This window comes from Photorhabdus luminescens subsp. luminescens, assembly GCF_001083805.1.
Lineage (GTDB): Bacteria > Pseudomonadota > Gammaproteobacteria > Enterobacterales > Enterobacteriaceae > Photorhabdus > Photorhabdus luminescens.
This window is the reverse complement of record NZ_JXSK01000001.1, coordinates 268,531-284,362: the sequence shown is the minus strand read 5'-3', so window position 1 is coordinate 284,362 and position 15,832 is coordinate 268,531. Positions and strand designations below refer to the sequence as shown.

Annotated in this window: 12 protein-coding genes and 2 tRNA genes; 8 read left to right on the top strand and 6 right to left on the bottom strand. The window is 40.6% G+C overall.

Annotated features, from left to right (window positions below):
- The first annotated feature begins 745 nt into the window (after nt 1–745).
- Nucleotides 746–1,771, top strand: a complete 1,026-nt coding sequence (purR, locus tag TI10_RS01045) for an HTH-type transcriptional repressor PurR (RefSeq protein WP_049581318.1) — start codon at nt 746–748, stop codon at nt 1,769–1,771.
- Nucleotides 1,772–1,777: 6 nt separating this feature from the next.
- Here the strand turns inward: purR and punR are convergent, their stop codons facing one another.
- The gene (punR, locus tag TI10_RS01040) at nt 1,778–2,686 is read right to left on the bottom strand and encodes a DNA-binding transcriptional activator PunR (RefSeq protein WP_049581317.1); all 909 of its coding nucleotides are present in this window, start codon (nt 2,684–2,686) and stop codon (nt 1,778–1,780) included.
- A gap of 146 nt (nt 2,687–2,832) precedes the next feature.
- On the opposite strand from punR, the gene punC reads away from it, so the two are divergent.
- Nucleotides 2,833–4,029, top strand: a complete 1,197-nt coding sequence (punC, locus tag TI10_RS01035) for a purine nucleoside transporter PunC (RefSeq protein ID WP_049581316.1) — start codon at nt 2,833–2,835, stop codon at nt 4,027–4,029.
- A 297-nt stretch (nt 4,030–4,326) separates the two neighbouring features.
- A complete protein-coding gene (gene cfa / locus TI10_RS01030) occupies nt 4,327–5,478 on the top strand; it encodes a cyclopropane fatty acyl phospholipid synthase (RefSeq protein WP_049581315.1) in 1,152 nt (383 codons plus the stop codon).
- Between the two features lie 120 nt (nt 5,479–5,598).
- Here cfa and TI10_RS01025 read toward each other — a convergent pair whose 3' ends face one another.
- Both TI10_RS01025 and TI10_RS01015 read right to left on the bottom strand, forming a co-directional pair.
- Nucleotides 5,599–6,576, bottom strand: coding sequence for a leucyl aminopeptidase (aminopeptidase T) (locus TI10_RS01025; RefSeq protein ID WP_049581314.1), 978 nt, complete (start codon nt 6,574–6,576; stop codon nt 5,599–5,601).
- 424 nt (nt 6,577–7,000) lie between these two features.
- Nucleotides 7,001–7,657 carry a riboflavin synthase subunit alpha gene (locus TI10_RS01015; protein ID WP_049581313.1) on the bottom strand — a complete coding sequence of 219 codons (657 nt, stop codon included), beginning with the start codon at nt 7,655–7,657 and terminating at the stop codon, nt 7,001–7,003.
- A gap of 223 nt (nt 7,658–7,880) precedes the next feature.
- On the opposite strand from TI10_RS01015, the gene TI10_RS01010 reads away from it, so the two are divergent.
- From TI10_RS01010 to pykF, 4 genes are all read left to right on the top strand, one after another.
- Nucleotides 7,881–9,254 (top strand): MATE family efflux transporter, encoded by a 1,374-nt coding sequence (locus TI10_RS01010; RefSeq protein ID WP_049581312.1) that lies wholly within the window; start codon nt 7,881–7,883, stop codon nt 9,252–9,254.
- Between the two features lie 171 nt (nt 9,255–9,425).
- Nucleotides 9,426–9,502, top strand: a tRNA-Val gene (locus tag TI10_RS01005).
- A gap of 30 nt (nt 9,503–9,532) precedes the next feature.
- A tRNA-Val gene (locus TI10_RS01000) sits at nt 9,533–9,609 on the top strand.
- 459 nt (nt 9,610–10,068) lie between these two features.
- Nucleotides 10,069–11,478 carry a pyruvate kinase PykF gene (gene pykF / locus TI10_RS00995; RefSeq protein ID WP_049581311.1) on the top strand — a complete coding sequence of 470 codons (1,410 nt, stop codon included), beginning with the start codon at nt 10,069–10,071 and terminating at the stop codon, nt 11,476–11,478.
- A 1,066-nt stretch (nt 11,479–12,544) separates the two neighbouring features.
- Here the strand turns inward: pykF and TI10_RS00990 are convergent.
- Entirely contained in the window at nt 12,545–13,396 is an 852-nt protein-coding gene (locus TI10_RS00990) for an enoyl-CoA hydratase-related protein (protein WP_049581310.1), read from the bottom strand.
- A 441-nt stretch (nt 13,397–13,837) separates the two neighbouring features.
- On the opposite strand from TI10_RS00990, the gene TI10_RS00985 reads away from it, so the two are divergent.
- Entirely contained in the window at nt 13,838–14,074 is a 237-nt protein-coding gene (locus TI10_RS00985; protein ID WP_049581309.1) for a major outer membrane lipoprotein, read from the top strand.
- 109 nt (nt 14,075–14,183) lie between these two features.
- Here the strand turns inward: TI10_RS00985 and TI10_RS00980 are convergent, their stop codons facing one another.
- Nucleotides 14,184–15,266: a L,D-transpeptidase family protein gene (locus TI10_RS00980; RefSeq protein ID WP_049581308.1), complete on the bottom strand. Its 1,083-nt coding sequence runs from the start codon at nt 15,264–15,266 to the stop codon at nt 14,184–14,186.
- A gap of 114 nt (nt 15,267–15,380) precedes the next feature.
- Nucleotides 15,381–15,797: a cysteine desulfuration protein SufE gene (gene sufE / locus TI10_RS00975; protein WP_049581307.1), complete on the bottom strand. Its 417-nt coding sequence runs from the start codon at nt 15,795–15,797 to the stop codon at nt 15,381–15,383.
- Between the last annotated feature and the right edge of the window lie 35 nt (nt 15,798–15,832).

Here is a 15,832-nt window from a genome sequence, read left to right as displayed (position 1 = left end):
TACCATTTTCTCTCACTAAGATGTATCCTGATCTTTTCTTATCCTGACACAAATGACATCTTATTTTCACTGTTATTTATCGTAGAAGTTGTTAGGATGACCAAAAATTTACCGACACAATGGTAGAAGATTTTAGTTCTGGATTGGGCTTAGCGGGCTAAGAAAACAGATAGCAGTCCGGCTATCGTGAATACGTCAAGCAGCTACCACTGGCAAGTTCCTGGACGTTAATTAACTGGGAATTTGTTACAAAAAATCTGGCTTAACAACCATCAGATTAATTCATTACTATTTGTTTTAATACTCAAACTGTTTTAACACCCAAAGGCAAAGGGCAGATAAACCACTGAGACTATCTGCCCAATTTTTAAATCATCTAATCAGGTTCAAAACATCAGGCAAAGATCAAGCAAAGAGCGGCAAAAATGGCAATCATCACCAGCGTGCTGACAGCAGTAAATAAACCAAGCTTCAAATCGGTATTCATAGAGCCTCCTCAGAATGAAAAGTTTATAACGACAAATACCAATCTATTGAGATGGTTAATTGCCCTTACATAAGGAAAAGCATAAATAGCGATTACCATACATTTTATAACACTGATTATTGCTTTCACTTTTGAGCCAGATCAGACAAAATCCAGGATTTATCGCTAACTTATTACCAGTGCCTATGTAAAAGGGCTGGCAAGCGATTAACAAAACGTTTTAAATTTAGACCAATAAGGTCAGGAGTCTTTCACCTCATGGCAACGATCAAAGATGTGGCTAAGCACGCTGGCGTCTCAACCACTACCGTATCCCATGTTATTAATAAAACCCGCTTCGTCGCTGAAGATACTAAAGCTGCCGTTTGGGCTGCTATTAAGGCTCTGAATTATTCACCCAGCGCCGTAGCTCGCAGTCTGAAAGTTAACCACACAAAATCGATCGGATTACTGGCAACGTCCAGTGAAGCCCCTTATTTTGCTGAAGTCATTGAGGCCGTTGAAAACAGTTGTTATAGCAAAGGCTATACGCTGATTTTATGTAATTCACACAATAACATTGATAAACAGAAAGCTTATCTCGCCATGCTGGCACAAAAACGTGTAGATGGACTGCTGATTATGTGTTCAGAATACCCAGAACAGTTGTTGGGAATGTTGGAAGATTATCGCAATATTCCAATGGTCGTCATGGATTGGGGACAAGTCAGAAGTGATTTCACCGATACGATTATTGATAACGCATTACACGGCGGTTATCTGGCTGGTCGTTATCTTATCGAACGTGGTCATCGTGACATTGGCGCGATCCCCGGCCCTCTGGCACGAAATACCGGCGGCGGCCGCCATCAAGGATTCTTGAAGGCGTTAAAAGAAGCCAACATTCCGATTAGAGAAGAGTGGATTATTCAGGGGGATTTTGAGCCAGAATCGGGCTATAAAGCTATGCATCAAATCCTGAATCAAAAACAGCGTCCGACTGCGGTTTTCTGCGGCGGAGATGTTATGGCTATGGGGGCTATTTGTGCTGCCGATGAATTAGGATTACGCGTCCCACAGGATATTTCTATCATCGGCTATGACAATATACGCAACGCTCGCTATTTCTCTCCAGCATTGACCACCATTCATCAGCCAAAAGAACGACTGGGGCAAATGGCGTTTTCCATGTTATTGGACAGAATAATCAACAAACGTGAAGATGCGCAAACTATTGAAGTACATCCTCGCTTGGTTGAGCGACGCTCCGTCGTAGATGGCCCATTTATCGATTATCGTCGTTAATCCGCTTTATTCATCTTGAAGCCATTCAGCATTAAGAGTTTCACTATCGCCAAGATAGTCAAGCAGCCAACTTAATGCTGGAGAATGGCTGTTTTGTACCCATGCCAAACAACATGGACTATCAGGTAAAGGTTGTTCCAATTCCAGAACGGCTAGTTTCTTCTGCCGAATAAGCGGCATTGCCCTATGCTTAGGTACCATTCCCACACATAATCCTGCGTTTAGACAAGACAGACCAGACTCCCAATCAGGAACCACCAGCCTGCGCTGATTATCCAGATTCCAAGTGTCACGCTTCGGTAAATTACGGGAGGTATCTTCAAGGCACAAACTTGGATAAGGCCGCATTTGGTCATCAGATAGCGGCCCCGGCAACTGAGTCAATTCATGGTCTGCGCTAACCACACATAGCCAGGGCATAAACCCCATATCTCGGAAACTATACCTTTCCCCGACCGGAGCTACCCGGGTTGCCCCAATTGCAACATCAACTCGGCTATCCACCAGTGCGTCCCATACACCATTAAACACTTCCTGATGAACAAAAAGTTCTATATCAGGAAAATGGTGATAGAAATTAAGAATAAGCTGACGACTACGTTCCGGTTTGACAACACGATCAATAGCAATACTAAATTGCCCTCTCCAGCCATTTGCAATTTGTTGACACTGGTGACGAGTGTTAATCATTTTTTTGATAACAGAACGAGCTTCTTTGATAAAAATAGCGCCTGCCTCCGTTAATTCCACATCCCGATGACGACGCTCAAACAACGAAACAGCAAGCCACTCTTCCAACTGTCTTACGGTATAACTGATCGCAGAAGGGACACGGTGAAGCTCCGATGCAGCGGCACTAAAACTGCCTGTTCTGGCAACCGCATCCACAACTTCAAGTGAATATTCCGACCACATAATTTTACCTTTCAATTTTTTTCACAGCACTATGCAAATATTACCATTTCACAAGTAAAAATCACGACATATAGAATGTGTGTCAATATTGTTTCTACCCATCACTGCAAATTATTTCAATCATGACATTCAAAGAGAGCAATCAAATGAAAAACTCAAGTCAGTTCATGTTTTACCTTGCAGGCTTGAGTATGCTAGGTTATCTGGCTATTGATATGTATCTGCCGGCATTCGGCGCTATGCAACAAGAATTAGGTACATCGGCAAACGCAATTAGCGCCAGCCTGAGTATCTTTCTTGCAGGTTTCGCCTTTGCGCAGCTTTTATGGGGACCTCTTTCAGATCGCTTTGGCAGAAAGCCGATTATCATCACTGGGCTATCCCTGTTTTCTATTGGCTGTCTGGGTATGATTTGGGTAACAGACTCCACCCAACTTTTAGTTTTGCGTTTTATCCAAGCCATAGGTGTTTGTTCAGCCGCTGTTTCATGGCAAGCATTAGTTATTGATCGTTACGATTCCAATCGTACCAAACGTGTTTTTGCAACAATTATGCCCCTGGTTGCGCTCTCTCCTGCCCTGGCGCCTTTGATAGGGGCCTGGCTGTTGCAACATGGCGGCTGGCGCATGATTTTCCTAGTCTTACTGACAATTACATTATTACTGTTGTTTTTTACTCTGTTCTTGCAAGAAAATCGCAAAAACCGTGAAACTCAAGTGCGAACAAATAATGTCTCTTTCCTTACGCTATTAAAATCACCGCTGTTTAATGGCAACGTTCTAATATTTGCATCGTGCAGCGCCGGTTTTTTTGCCTGGTTAACAGGCTCACCTTCGATTCTCAGCGAGATGGGATATTCCCCAAATGACATTGGTCTGAGTTATATACCTCAAACGTTGGCCTTTATTGTTGGAGGTTACGGATGCCGCAGTATTTTGGCCAAAATAAAAAGTGAGATTATTTTTCCTTATCTGTTAACTGGCTATGCTGTCAGCATGATTGTGCTCTATTTGATTGCAAAATTTAGCGAGCCAACTTTATTCACTATTCTGGTGCCTTTCTGCTTTATGGCGGCGATGAATGGCGCGTCCTACCCAATTGCAGTAGCAAATGCTTTATCCGCTTATCCACAAGACAGTGGAAAAGCCACTGCATTACAAAACACGCTTCAATTAGGGCTCTGTTTTATTGCCAGCCTGATTGTATCGGCATTTATCAGCAATCCACTTATATCCACAACCACTGTCATGGTTGCTACCGTTGTTCCAATGGCATTAGGATATTTTATACAGTGGAAAAAAAACGCTGATCGCCGCATTCAAACAGTTGAACAGAATTCCTAATATTAATCAAATTGTTAACTAAATAAAGGCTGCTAATTATCAATTAATTGCAGCCTTTATTTATTAATTGATGAAACAATTTTACGCCTTTATACTCAATAAAGCTCTTTATTATAAATCACCTGGAATTTGAGGTTTTCAGGAGCAATGATTGCCCCCATTAAACTCATGGATTAGTTATCTTTAAGATTTCTTACTTTGATTCTTTGTTATTTTTTGCATTTTGCGTCTTCGCATCTTGCTTTGTTAGCTAAAACGAGCTCCTCAATATTCCATCACCCTAACATTGGAGAGTATATGAGTTCATCCTGTATTGAAAACCCGAAAACAGCCATTAACTCCTGGCAGAGAATTGCCAATGAGATGCTAGAAAAAGCAGGTATTCAAATTAATGGTCACAATCCTTATGATATCCAGATAAAAAATCCTAATTTCTATAAAAGAGTTTTACAACAAGGTTCGATGGGATTAGGTGAAAGTTATATGGATGGCTGGTGGGATTGTGAGCGGTTAGATATTTTCTTTTATCGCGTTTTACGCGCTGGATTAGAAAATCAAATGCCCAATAATCTCAAAGATACAGTGAGAATCGCCATAACCCGCTTACGTAATCTGCAAACGCCAAAACGGTCATGGATTGTCGGTCATCAGCATTATGATTTAGGAAATGATCTTTTCACCCATATTCTTGACCCTTATATGCAATATTCCTGCGGATACTGGAAACAAGCTAAAACACTGGAACAAGCTCAGCTTGATAAATTGAAACTCATCTGCGAGAAATTGGAACTTTCTCCCGGCATGACTCTGCTGGATATTGGCTGTGGTTGGGGTGGGCTATCGGCTTATGCTGCTAAAAATTATGGTGTTTCCGTCACAGGTATCACTGTTTCAGCCGAACAACAGAAATATGCACAGAAACAATGTACAAATCTGGATGTAAAGATCATTCTGAAAGACTATCGGGATTTACACGAGCAGTTCGACAGAATTGTTTCTGTTGGTATGTTTGAACACGTTGGACCTAAAAATTATGCGACTTACTTTGACGTTGTTCAACGAAACTTGAAACCTGATGGCTTATTCCTGCTACATACTATCGGTTCCAACAAAGTTAAAGCCAGCGCTGACCCGTGGATCAGCAAATATATTTTTCCTAATGGCTGCCTGCCTTCGATTGAGCAAATAGCCCACACCAGCAAAAGCAGTTTTGTTATGGAAGATTGGCATAACTTCGGCGCAGATTATGATCGCACACTGATGGCCTGGTATGAAAGATTTATTGCCAGTTGGCCTGAAATAGCAGATAACTATAGTCCAACATTTAAACGCATGTTTAGCTATTATCTGAATGCCTGCGCAGGCGCATTTCGTGCTCGCGATATCCAATTATGGCAAGTCGTATTCAGTCTAAAAGGTATTGAAGGCGGGTTACAGGTAGCCCGATAGTTAACCAAAAGCTACAGGTTTCCACTGTAGCTTTTAGTCAATACAACATATCCATTTGTGACTCTAAATATTAAAAAGTAAATTCCTATTCTAATCTTAAAAAGATCGCTCTATTTCTCACTAGCGGAAATTACCCATATAACCATTATCAAAGAAAACTGTTTGATCAAATGCTATTTTTCCACCAGAAAATATCAAATCTAAATGATGACTCCCTTTTACACCTCCACCTAAACCAAGATGTAAGCCAGGATGCCGTTCTTCAAAACCGGCATTTCTGCCATAAAGCGCTTTCACTCCGGTGTTAGTACCAATACCGAACTCTTCAACAATTCTATTTCCATGATTATGGTTTAGGTATAAATTAAAATCTCGACTAAATTCATCATTCTCACAATCAAACCCTATAATTTCACCCTCTTTTATATTTATAGTCATCATATCATTGACAACTCCATACTTTATAGCAAAGGGGGCGGTACTCAAAAAGGTCCCGCTAAAACTAATACTACCGTTAAGGTTCTTTATATGGCTTGCTATTTCCCCAGGAATAACATCAATATTTCCACTGCCATCAATGGAAGTCCACTTATGTTCCTTTTCTAAATAACCTACAATCGAGTTCCCTCTATTATCTGTATATTGGATCTTCTGTGATCGGCTTGATAATTCAATAAGTTTTTTATTCCTTTCTGTTATTAATGCTGGCGGCTCACTAAATGCTTCAATAAAATGCGGGCCATAATCTTTAAACAATACAGATTTCTTCCATGATTCAGTAATAAAGCTTCTTATTTTAGTTAGATATTCTGGCCCTTGTGGAGATGCATTCTTTAATGTTGATGATGCGTAAAGAAAAATAAATAAATCACAATCGGATATTTTTTGTTTTACATCATCTGGTGATGTTTTTTCTAACAAAGCGAAATCAGATTTCACATCAAAATTCTTTTTATATACATGCATCTTTTGCGCAATATCGCCATGTTCAGTATCAGATCCGATAAATATTTTTATACATTCATCATTTCTTACTTTATCCGAAATTGCAGGATGATGTGATAAACAACGATACATATTTTCAAGACTTTTATCCATGAGGACAATCCTGTTTATTTTTAAGTAAGGGGCGATTCCCCTTACTTATCTATATATTATAAACAACCTTAATTATAAAAAGCCGTTAAGGCCAAAGTGCGGTACCAAAAGGTACGACAGCTTGTGCATTCATCATTTCAACAGCATCATCGTGTGTAGGTTCTTCGAGCCATTCATCTAACTCAATCGGGTTTTCCATAAAGTAGCCTCTAAAAATATCATCGTGGGGATTAATCTGCGCTTTACGAGAAAAGGCATTAACACAATAATAACAAAACCAACCATATTAGTTAATATAATATGCAAAACACTGTAATACAAATCACAAAAAGGAGCATCGGTGGGTTCAATGCTCCTTTTTAACTCAGTTAATTTTGTTTGAAAGCGACAAAAGGAATCCTCCTGCCGCTCCTCAATTTATTGATTATTCTTCTATAAATGTCTCTGGTTGCTGAGAGACAACCCGTTCCTGCTCTTTCTGAGCAAGAACACGCTCCACAGTGTCAACAATCGCTTGAGTCTGTGAATCAATCTCAATATTCACTCTCTGACCAAGACGTTTCTTACCTAATGTTGTACGTTCCAATGTTTCAGGAATAAGGTGAACGCAAAAACGATTATTAACCACATCGCCAATTGTCAGACTAATCCCGTCGATGCCGATAAATCCTTTATGTAGGATATATTTCATTAATTGCTTATCATGGATACGGAACCATATTTGATGGTTATTTTCTGAAGTGAAAATTTTAACTATCTCAGCAACCGTGATGATATGACCGGACATCAAATGCCCGCCAATTTCATCCCCAAATTTAGCTGCCCGCTCCAGGTTCACATAATCCCCTAGCTGTAAATCACCAAGATTAGTCAGACGTAGAGTCTCTTTCATTAAGTCAAAACTAATCTCATCGCCTTCTATTTTGGTTACCGTCAGACAACAACCGTTATTGGCAACCGACGCCCCTGTTTCAATACCTGGCAATAATTCAGCCGGGAATTTAACAACATGAGTCCGAAAATTGCTTTTTTCATCAATAGCAACCAAGGGTGCCTTTCCCTGAACGATGCCCGTAAACATAGAAGAACCTCTTAATGACTGTGTATAATTATTAATTAGTTTATATCAAGTTGTCATTGATAAATACCACCTGATCATTTGAATATAAACTCAGCATTATTGTTGTAATATAGTATCAAATAGATACAATACCCCGGTTAGTAAACGGTTGATTTTTCGAAAATCGTTTCTTATATACAGGCGTTTTTCTTAATATTTTCTACTTTTAAAAAAGGTGTAATACGTGCAGAAGTATTTAAAAGAAGCGCGTAGTTTGCTCGCTTTAGGGATCCCCGTCATTATTGCCCAATTTTCACAAACTGCAATGGGGGTTGTGGATACTGTTATGGCAGGTAGCGTCAGTGCAACCGATATGTCCGCGGTTGCCGTTGGCACCTCGATCTGGCTGCCGGTTATCCTATTTGGTTACGGCTTACTATTAGCTTTAACACCCATTATTGCGCAAATGAACGGTTCTGGTCGGAGGAATCTCATTGCTAATCAAACCCAGCAAGGATTTTGGCTGGCGATTTTCATCTCTATTATCACTATTGCTATTTTATACAACAGCAAATTCCTGATTGATAGCCAACATAATATTGATCCGCTTTTAGCAGAAAAAGCGGTTGGATTTATCCACGCAATCATGTGGGGCGCGCCGGGTTTTCTGTTTTATCAGGTGCTGCGTAATCAATGTGAAGGTTTATCGAAAACCAAACCAGGTATGGTGATTAGCTTTTTAGGATTATTGATTAATATTCCGGTTAACTACGTATTCATTTACGGTAAATTCGGCGCACCCGCTTTGGGTGGTGTTGGTTGTGGTGTTGCTACCGCCAGCGTTTACTGGGTTATGTTCCTACTAATGCGTTGGTATGTGAAACATTCGTCATCACAAAAGGATATCCGCCCTAAACATCGCTTTGCGGCGCCAGAATGGCATATTCTGAAACGCATTTCAGCCCTCGGCTTGCCTATTGCAATGGCAATGTTTTTCGAAATTACGCTATTTGCCATAGTAGCACTGCTGATCTCTCCTTTAGGCGTTACTGCTGTTGCAGGGCACCAAATTGCCCAAAATTTTGGTTCATTAATGTATATGTTCCCAATATCGTTAGCCGCAGCAACCACTATCCGCGTGAGCTACAACTTAGGGCAAAAGTCTACCGAGAATGCCCGGATATCAGCCTATACCGGTATTGCAGTAGGCTTAATATTTGCTTGTTTAACCGCAACCTTTACTATCATTCTGCGAGAACCGATCGCCTTGATGTATAACGACAATCCTGAAGTTGTCATCATGGCCTCACATTTGATGCTGCTTGCCGCTCTTTACCAACTATCTGATGCCATACAGATTGTAGGGTGTGGTGTTTTACGTGGATATAAAGATACACGTTCTATCTTCTATATCACTTTTATCTCTTACTGGGTTCTGGGGCTACCAAGCGGTTACATTCTGGGATTAACCGACTATGTTGTACCCGCAATGGGGCCACAAGGGTTCTGGATCGGCTTTATCATTGGCCTGACCGCATCAGCGGTAATGATCTTTTACCGTATTTTGTGGGCACAAAAACAACCAGACGAGATGGTCTTACAACGTTCAACTCGCTGATTTATTTTCCATAAAACCGGGGACGGATAGTTAATTGGTGGAATAAACGACAAGCTCACTGTATATAGATGCAAATACGAACAGTTGAACAATAATTTGTATTATTCCCCTTGCCAGAAGGCTAACTCGCCGTTAATATTCGTCCCCGTTGTCACCAATGCAATTTAGATTGCGTCCGTAGCTCAGTTGGTTAGAGCACCACCTTGACATGGTGGGGGTCGGTGGTTCGAGTCCACTCGGACGCACCAATTGTTTGGTTGATTGCAGCGGTTTACAGTGCGTCCGTAGCTCAGTTGGTTAGAGCACCACCTTGACATGGTGGGGGTCGGTGGTTCGAGTCCACTCGGACGCACCAAATCTACAAATGACTCTTCTTGTCTTTAGTATCCTTTAGCTGTATTCAATCTATTTCCCGCACCGAAATGCACTATTGTCTGTTAACAAGCAGCTTACGCAATGAGTTATAACTCTTCTCTGTTAAAATCTGCATCATTTTCCCAGTCTATCGTTATAATTAATTCACATAATCATTTTTCGATTCATTTCACAGAAATAAGTCTCTATAATACGGCGCAATTTACAGTTGAATGGTTTCAGCATATTAATTTGCCGAACACTGAAAAGTTACAGATTAATCGTATGTATAAACTCGCATAGCTACATGTGCCTACCTCACACGAAAAGCACTGCATGTCTTCCCCGCCACCTGCCCTTCATGATGTTGCGCAACATTCAACACCATATGGTATCTGCGCAAACCATAAAGTTGGCGGTTTCACTATTTTATCCAATTAAAACCTGTAGATAGATTGTCATGAAAAAAACCAAAATTGTTTGTACTATTGGGCCAAAAACAGAATCCGAAGAAAAACTCGCTGAACTGCTGAATGCTGGTATGAATGTTATGCGCCTCAACTTTTCACACGGAAACTATGAAGAGCACGGCCAACGTATTCAAAATATCCGTTCAGTTATGACTAAAACAGGTAAACAAGCCGCTATTTTGCTGGATACTAAAGGCCCGGAAATCCGAACTATGAAGCTGGAAGGCGGTAATGATGTCTCTTTAACCGCAGGTCAGACTTTCACTTTTACCACTGACACTTCCGTTATCGGTAATAAAGACCGTGTCGCTGTCACTTACAGTGGCTTCCCTGCGGATCTGGCTCCCGGTGATACCGTGCTAGTTGATGACGGCTTGATCGGCATGACAGTTAAAGAAGTCACTAAGTCAGAGGTCATTTGCCAAGTTTTAAACAATGGCGACCTCGGTGAAAATAAAGGTGTTAACCTGCCAGGTATTTCCATCAGCCTGCCTGCTCTGGCTGAAAAAGATAAGCAAGATTTGATCTTTGGTTGTCAACAAGGTGTTGATTTCGTCGCTGCTTCTTTTATCCGCAAACGCTCCGATGTTCTGGAAATCCGTGAACATCTGAAAGCACACGGCGGTGAAAATATTCAAATCATCTCTAAGATTGAAAATCAGGAAGGTCTGAACAATTTTGATGAAATTTTGGAGGTTTCTGACGGGATCATGGTTGCCCGTGGTGACTTAGGTGTTGAAATCCCGGTAGAAGAAGTGATCTTCGCCCAGAAGATGATGATTCAAAAATGTAATATCGCGCGCAAAGTTGTTATCACTGCCACTCAAATGCTCGATTCCATGATTAAAAACCCGCGTCCTACCCGCGCTGAAGCCGGTGACGTCGCCAACGCTATTCTGGATGGTACTGATGCGGTTATGCTTTCCGGTGAAAGTGCAAAAGGCAAATATCCAATAGAAGCAGTAACTATCATGGCAACGATTTGTGAACGTACCGACCGCGTCATGCCAAGCCGTATTGAAGCCGTCAATTGCCGTAACCTGCGTGTGACCGAAGCGGTGTGTCGTGGCGCCGTTGAAACAGCAGAAAAACTGGAAGCCCCTCTGATTGTGGTCGCAACCTATGGCGGTAAATCAGCCAAATCCATTCGTAAGTACTTCCCAGGCGCTCCCATTCTGGCATTAACCACTAATGAAGTGACTGCTCGCCAACTGCTACTGGTTAAAGGTGTTTCTACCCAAATTGTTAAAGAAATCGCCTCTACCGACGATTTCTACCGCATCGGTAAAGAAGCAGCGCTAGCAAGTGGCCTGGCGGAAAAAGGTGAAATCGTGGTTATGGTTTCTGGCGCCTTGGTTCCAAGCGGCACAACCAACACATCATCTGTTCACGTACTTTAATTTAATAGGTTGCTTTATTCCTGAAACACCGTATATATGACGGTGTTTCAGAATATTGAATATACCCGTCATCTTTCAAGTTGCCTCTTTGTTGGCTGCACTCACCCCGGTCACATAGTTCTCTATGCTCCCGGGGATTCGCTCTCTTGCCATCGCGATGCATCTTGAAATCCACAGGGTATATATGATTTTTTCTGCATATTTAATGCAATATTAAATTATTTTCCCAATTATCATACTCACATATTTATTTTAATTCTGATTTTTAAATTATAAATTTAGAATAAAATAAACTTAACAATCAGACATAATACACACATATATTTCGGAAACAATAAGCATCATTAACACATATAAAATAATAAGATTTTTTAATCATTCAAAAAATAATTTACACAAAGAGAATTCTATGACTATTCATTCAATATCAATAAATTTAAAATATAATTTTACATTTTGATTATTTCCTTTGTTCAACATGTTTTTATCATTGACATGATCTCTGCCTTACTTCCCTATCCATCTGGCTAGCCACAAACACAAACATAGATTATCCCACGCCTAAAAGATAGCTCTTTTCACACTCCCATTTTCAATAAAAAATTATAAATAAATCAATATTAAACAACGAGTTACACAATAAAATCATTATTCATAATTCTATAAAACAGAAACATTATTAATATATAATTATTGTGATTTATTACAGAGATTCACAGCCTAACCATAAGTCGTCTATTCGCAGAAAATAAAATACCTTAATATATTCCTCATATAGATCAAATTATTCCATCCACTTATATGCTAATTAATAATAATGCCATTCTCTGTTCTCTCGCGGCCAGAAAATGGCTTAACCTTCAACAATGATGATATTTCCCAGCACTACATCACCATTTGCGAAGAATCTACTTTATACCCGTTATCTTTCAAGTTGCCTCTTTGTTGGCTGCACTCGCTCACCCCGGTCACATAGTTATCTATGCTCCCGGGGATTCACTCCCTTGCCGTCGCGATGCATCTTGAAATCCACAGGGTATATATGTCATCAATATCTTTTCCTCAATCATGGCTCATCAAAAATTTTACCGACTTCACTTAAGTTTTGGAACTCACTTTTTGTTCCGGTCGCTTTCGCTTGAATTGAACATAGAATATCCTGACGACTAAAAATCGAAGCTTGCAAAAGTGCTATTTGCTGCAATGATTCATAGACACCATGATCACGGCTGTAAAGCATAGCTCGTTTAACCCCGTTAATGGCGACAGGAGACCGATCAGCAATACGCCGGGCAGTCGCGAGAGCGCCTTCAATTAATGTCTCCGTAGAAGGGAACACCTTGACCACCAGCCCCAAATCATGAGCCTGAGCCGCACTCAACGTATCCCCAGTAAGGGCAAGATAGCGGGCCATCCCCCCAGGGATCAAATGTTGCAAACGTTGAAGAATACCTAAGTCAGCCATCATGCCAATATTGGTTTCTTCTATACAAAATTTCGCATTTTCAGCAGCAAAACAAAAATCGCAGGCAGCAATTAAGTCAAAACCTGCACCAAGACAAGCGCCTTGCACTGCGGCAATGACAGGGAAGCGAGCACGTTCTAATACGTTTATTGTCTCTTGCATTTGCAATAAGCTGAACTGCATCGCTTCCCGCTCATTAGGATTAGCTGTATCAGCCTCTTTGCTAGAGGCAAAAATTTGCAGGTCAAGACCACCACAAAATGTGTTTCCCTGTGCAGAGATCACCATTGCCCGAACTTCACCTGAACGACTAAGTTGCTCTATTGCCTCAGGAAACCGTTTCCAGAACCCAAGCGCCAAACTATTGGCCTTTTCAGGACGACTGAGTTGTAAATGAGCGACTCCGCTGTCAATGTTGATATTAAAATATTCGTTAGATTGATCAGTTAACATAACAAACTCCTCTTACCAGTTTGAATTTGAGCCTAGGATTCAACCTGAACATTGTCAAGTTGTTCATCTACAATAAGATTCAGTTAACAAATTTGTTTTAAGAGAAACCCTAAATTTATGTATAAAAAATGGCTTCATTAAAAGAGACGTCGCGATAGTTCAATAGACGCAAGATGACCTGGATGTTGTATTTTTTATTTATAAGAATTTTTAACTAAAATTATTTCGAAGAATATCATTCCCTCATGGAATAGGCTTTTTTTGATTAAAATGTTACTCAACGGTTTTGTTTTTTTACATTCAGATGAAAATTATCCACTCGTTAAAGAGAAAAATTGAAATAATTGGTTTTCATGATAAAAATTTATTCTCTTTCTAAAAAACTTTGTGTAATACTTACATGGCTACTTGGAGATTAACTTAAATCTAGAGGGTATTATAATGAATCGTACTAAAATTGTACTGGGTGCAGTAGTTCTGGCTTCTACTCTGTTGGCTGGTTGTTCAAGCACTGCTAAAGTTGACCAACTGACTTCTGACGTTCAGACTCTGAATGCAAAAGTTGATCAACTGAGCAATGACGTGAACGCAGTACGTACTGACATTCAAGCCGCTAAAGACGATGCAGCTCGTGCGAATCAGCGTCTGGATAATCAAGTTCGTTCCTACAAAAAATAATTTTTTGTAATTATGTACAAAAATGGCGCACAGTCTATCTGTGCGCCGTTTTTTATCATCGGATTCTGTTAGATAAATATTTGCCGACTTCCTTGCCCGCAAAAAAATATTAATTTACCCGATAGATTGGCCCAGGTTGATATAACGGTGGTAATTTAAACGATTCAGATACATCTTTATTCACTGCTTGTTCTGTACCTTTAACATCATCTTCCGCCCGCACAATATTCTCTTCTCTCAACTCCTGTTGTGTTTCATGTTGCGTTTCAGGCTCTATGTCTTTACTTACCAGTACCGGCATACCAGAACGGCGTACCATTGCTTGTTCAGCAATATTTTTATCCGTCTCGCTATTCTCAATGAACTTGTTCAAATCGGCTGATCGAACAATAGGTAATGTCTGTGGATCATCATTTTCTTTCTTAGACAACGGCTGATGTACTTCAATATAACGCTCACCATTTGGTTCCACAGAATACTTAACCGCCTCATTGATAATCTGTACTCGCGTTCCACGGGGCACTGTGTTGAATAATGTTTCAATATCATCAGGACGTAAACGGATACAACCGGAACTCACCCTCATACCGATACCAAAATCAGCGTTAGTGCCGTGGATCAAGTATTCTCCGCGCCCGGCAGCTAAGCGTAACGCAAACGCGCCCATTGGGTTTTCCGGTCCAGCAGGAACAACCGCAGGTAAGGTAATCCCCTGTTCAGCATAATGTTTACGGATATTCTTAGTCGGCGTCCAAGTTGGATCTTTAATTAGCTGACTGACAGATGTTGTCATCACTGGCGTATTACGACCCAGTTGCCCAATACCAATCGGATAAACGATGACTTTGTTTTTTCCTTTAGGAAAGTAGTAAAGCCTGAGTTCTGCAAGGTTAATCACCATCCCCTGCCTCAGTGTATCAGGCAACAACATTTGGGATGGAATAATCAGTTCAGAACCCGGGGTAGGCAAATAAGGGTCGGTACCTGGATTAGCTTCCAGCATTGCCAGTAAACCAATTCCATATTCGGCAGCAATGGCCTCTAAAGAACGTCCATCATCGGGTACGACCAATGTCGTATTTTCGCCAATTAAACGACTATTGGCCGCTGGCAATGTATATTCTGTGGCGCTCACAGTGTTCGCTAACCCACTTAATAATAATATGCCAATAAACGTTAAAACTCGTTTCATGCTTGCTTCCTGGAATGACTTCTGAATGTTATCGAATAAATTTAAGCGCAAAAGGTTGAAGCCTTATCAACCATATATATTATCAGTAGCTAAAGAAACGCGTAAGACTGGCATTTAAACCATTTTACTTGTCCTGCTTCGGATGGCGCATATCATCGCATGTAACCCCTGAGTGCGTGAGGGCGTCAGATGTTGCTCCAAAGATAATTTTCCAAAATATTCAGTCACATCCAAATCCAGAATTTCCTGGGGTGTTTTATCCTGAAAAAGGATAAAGACAATCGCAACCAATCCTTTAACAATAGCAGCATCACTATCACCAATAAATTCCACTCTGTTTTGATGATTCGTTGTCAGTAGTATCCACACTTGGCTCTGACAACCTGCGATTAAATATTCAGGCTGACGTTGTTGGTCAGTAAGAGGAGGCAACCTCGCCCCCAGTTCAATCATATAGAGATATCTTTCTTCCCAATTCTGGCAACGGGAAAAATTGCGTAACAATTTATTTACGTCGGGCAAACTTGCCATGACTTTTTCCTTATCATTCTTTCGATCTATAACCG

Excerpts from the sequence above, each read along its gene's own strand:
- purR (WP_049581318.1), top strand. The coding sequence starts at position 746 with ATGGCAACGATCAAAGATGTGGCTAAGCACGCTGGCGTCTCAACCACT.
- punR (WP_049581317.1), bottom strand. The coding sequence starts at position 2,686 with ATGTGGTCGGAATATTCACTTGAAGTTGTGGATGCGGTTGCCAGAACA.
- punC (WP_049581316.1), top strand. The coding sequence starts at position 2,833 with ATGAAAAACTCAAGTCAGTTCATGTTTTACCTTGCAGGCTTGAGTATG.
- cfa (WP_049581315.1), top strand. The coding sequence starts at position 4,327 with ATGAGTTCATCCTGTATTGAAAACCCGAAAACAGCCATTAACTCCTGG.
- TI10_RS01025 (WP_049581314.1), bottom strand. The coding sequence starts at position 6,576 with ATGGATAAAAGTCTTGAAAATATGTATCGTTGTTTATCACATCATCCT.
- TI10_RS01015 (WP_049581313.1), bottom strand. The coding sequence starts at position 7,657 with ATGTTTACGGGCATCGTTCAGGGAAAGGCACCCTTGGTTGCTATTGAT.
- pykF (WP_049581311.1), top strand. The coding sequence starts at position 10,069 with ATGAAAAAAACCAAAATTGTTTGTACTATTGGGCCAAAAACAGAATCC.
- TI10_RS00990 (WP_049581310.1), bottom strand. The coding sequence starts at position 13,396 with ATGTTAACTGATCAATCTAACGAATATTTTAATATCAACATTGACAGC.
- TI10_RS00985 (WP_049581309.1), top strand. The coding sequence starts at position 13,838 with ATGAATCGTACTAAAATTGTACTGGGTGCAGTAGTTCTGGCTTCTACT.
- TI10_RS00980 (WP_049581308.1), bottom strand. The coding sequence starts at position 15,266 with ATGAAACGAGTTTTAACGTTTATTGGCATATTATTATTAAGTGGGTTA.
- sufE (WP_049581307.1), bottom strand. The coding sequence starts at position 15,797 with ATGGCAAGTTTGCCCGACGTAAATAAATTGTTACGCAATTTTTCCCGT.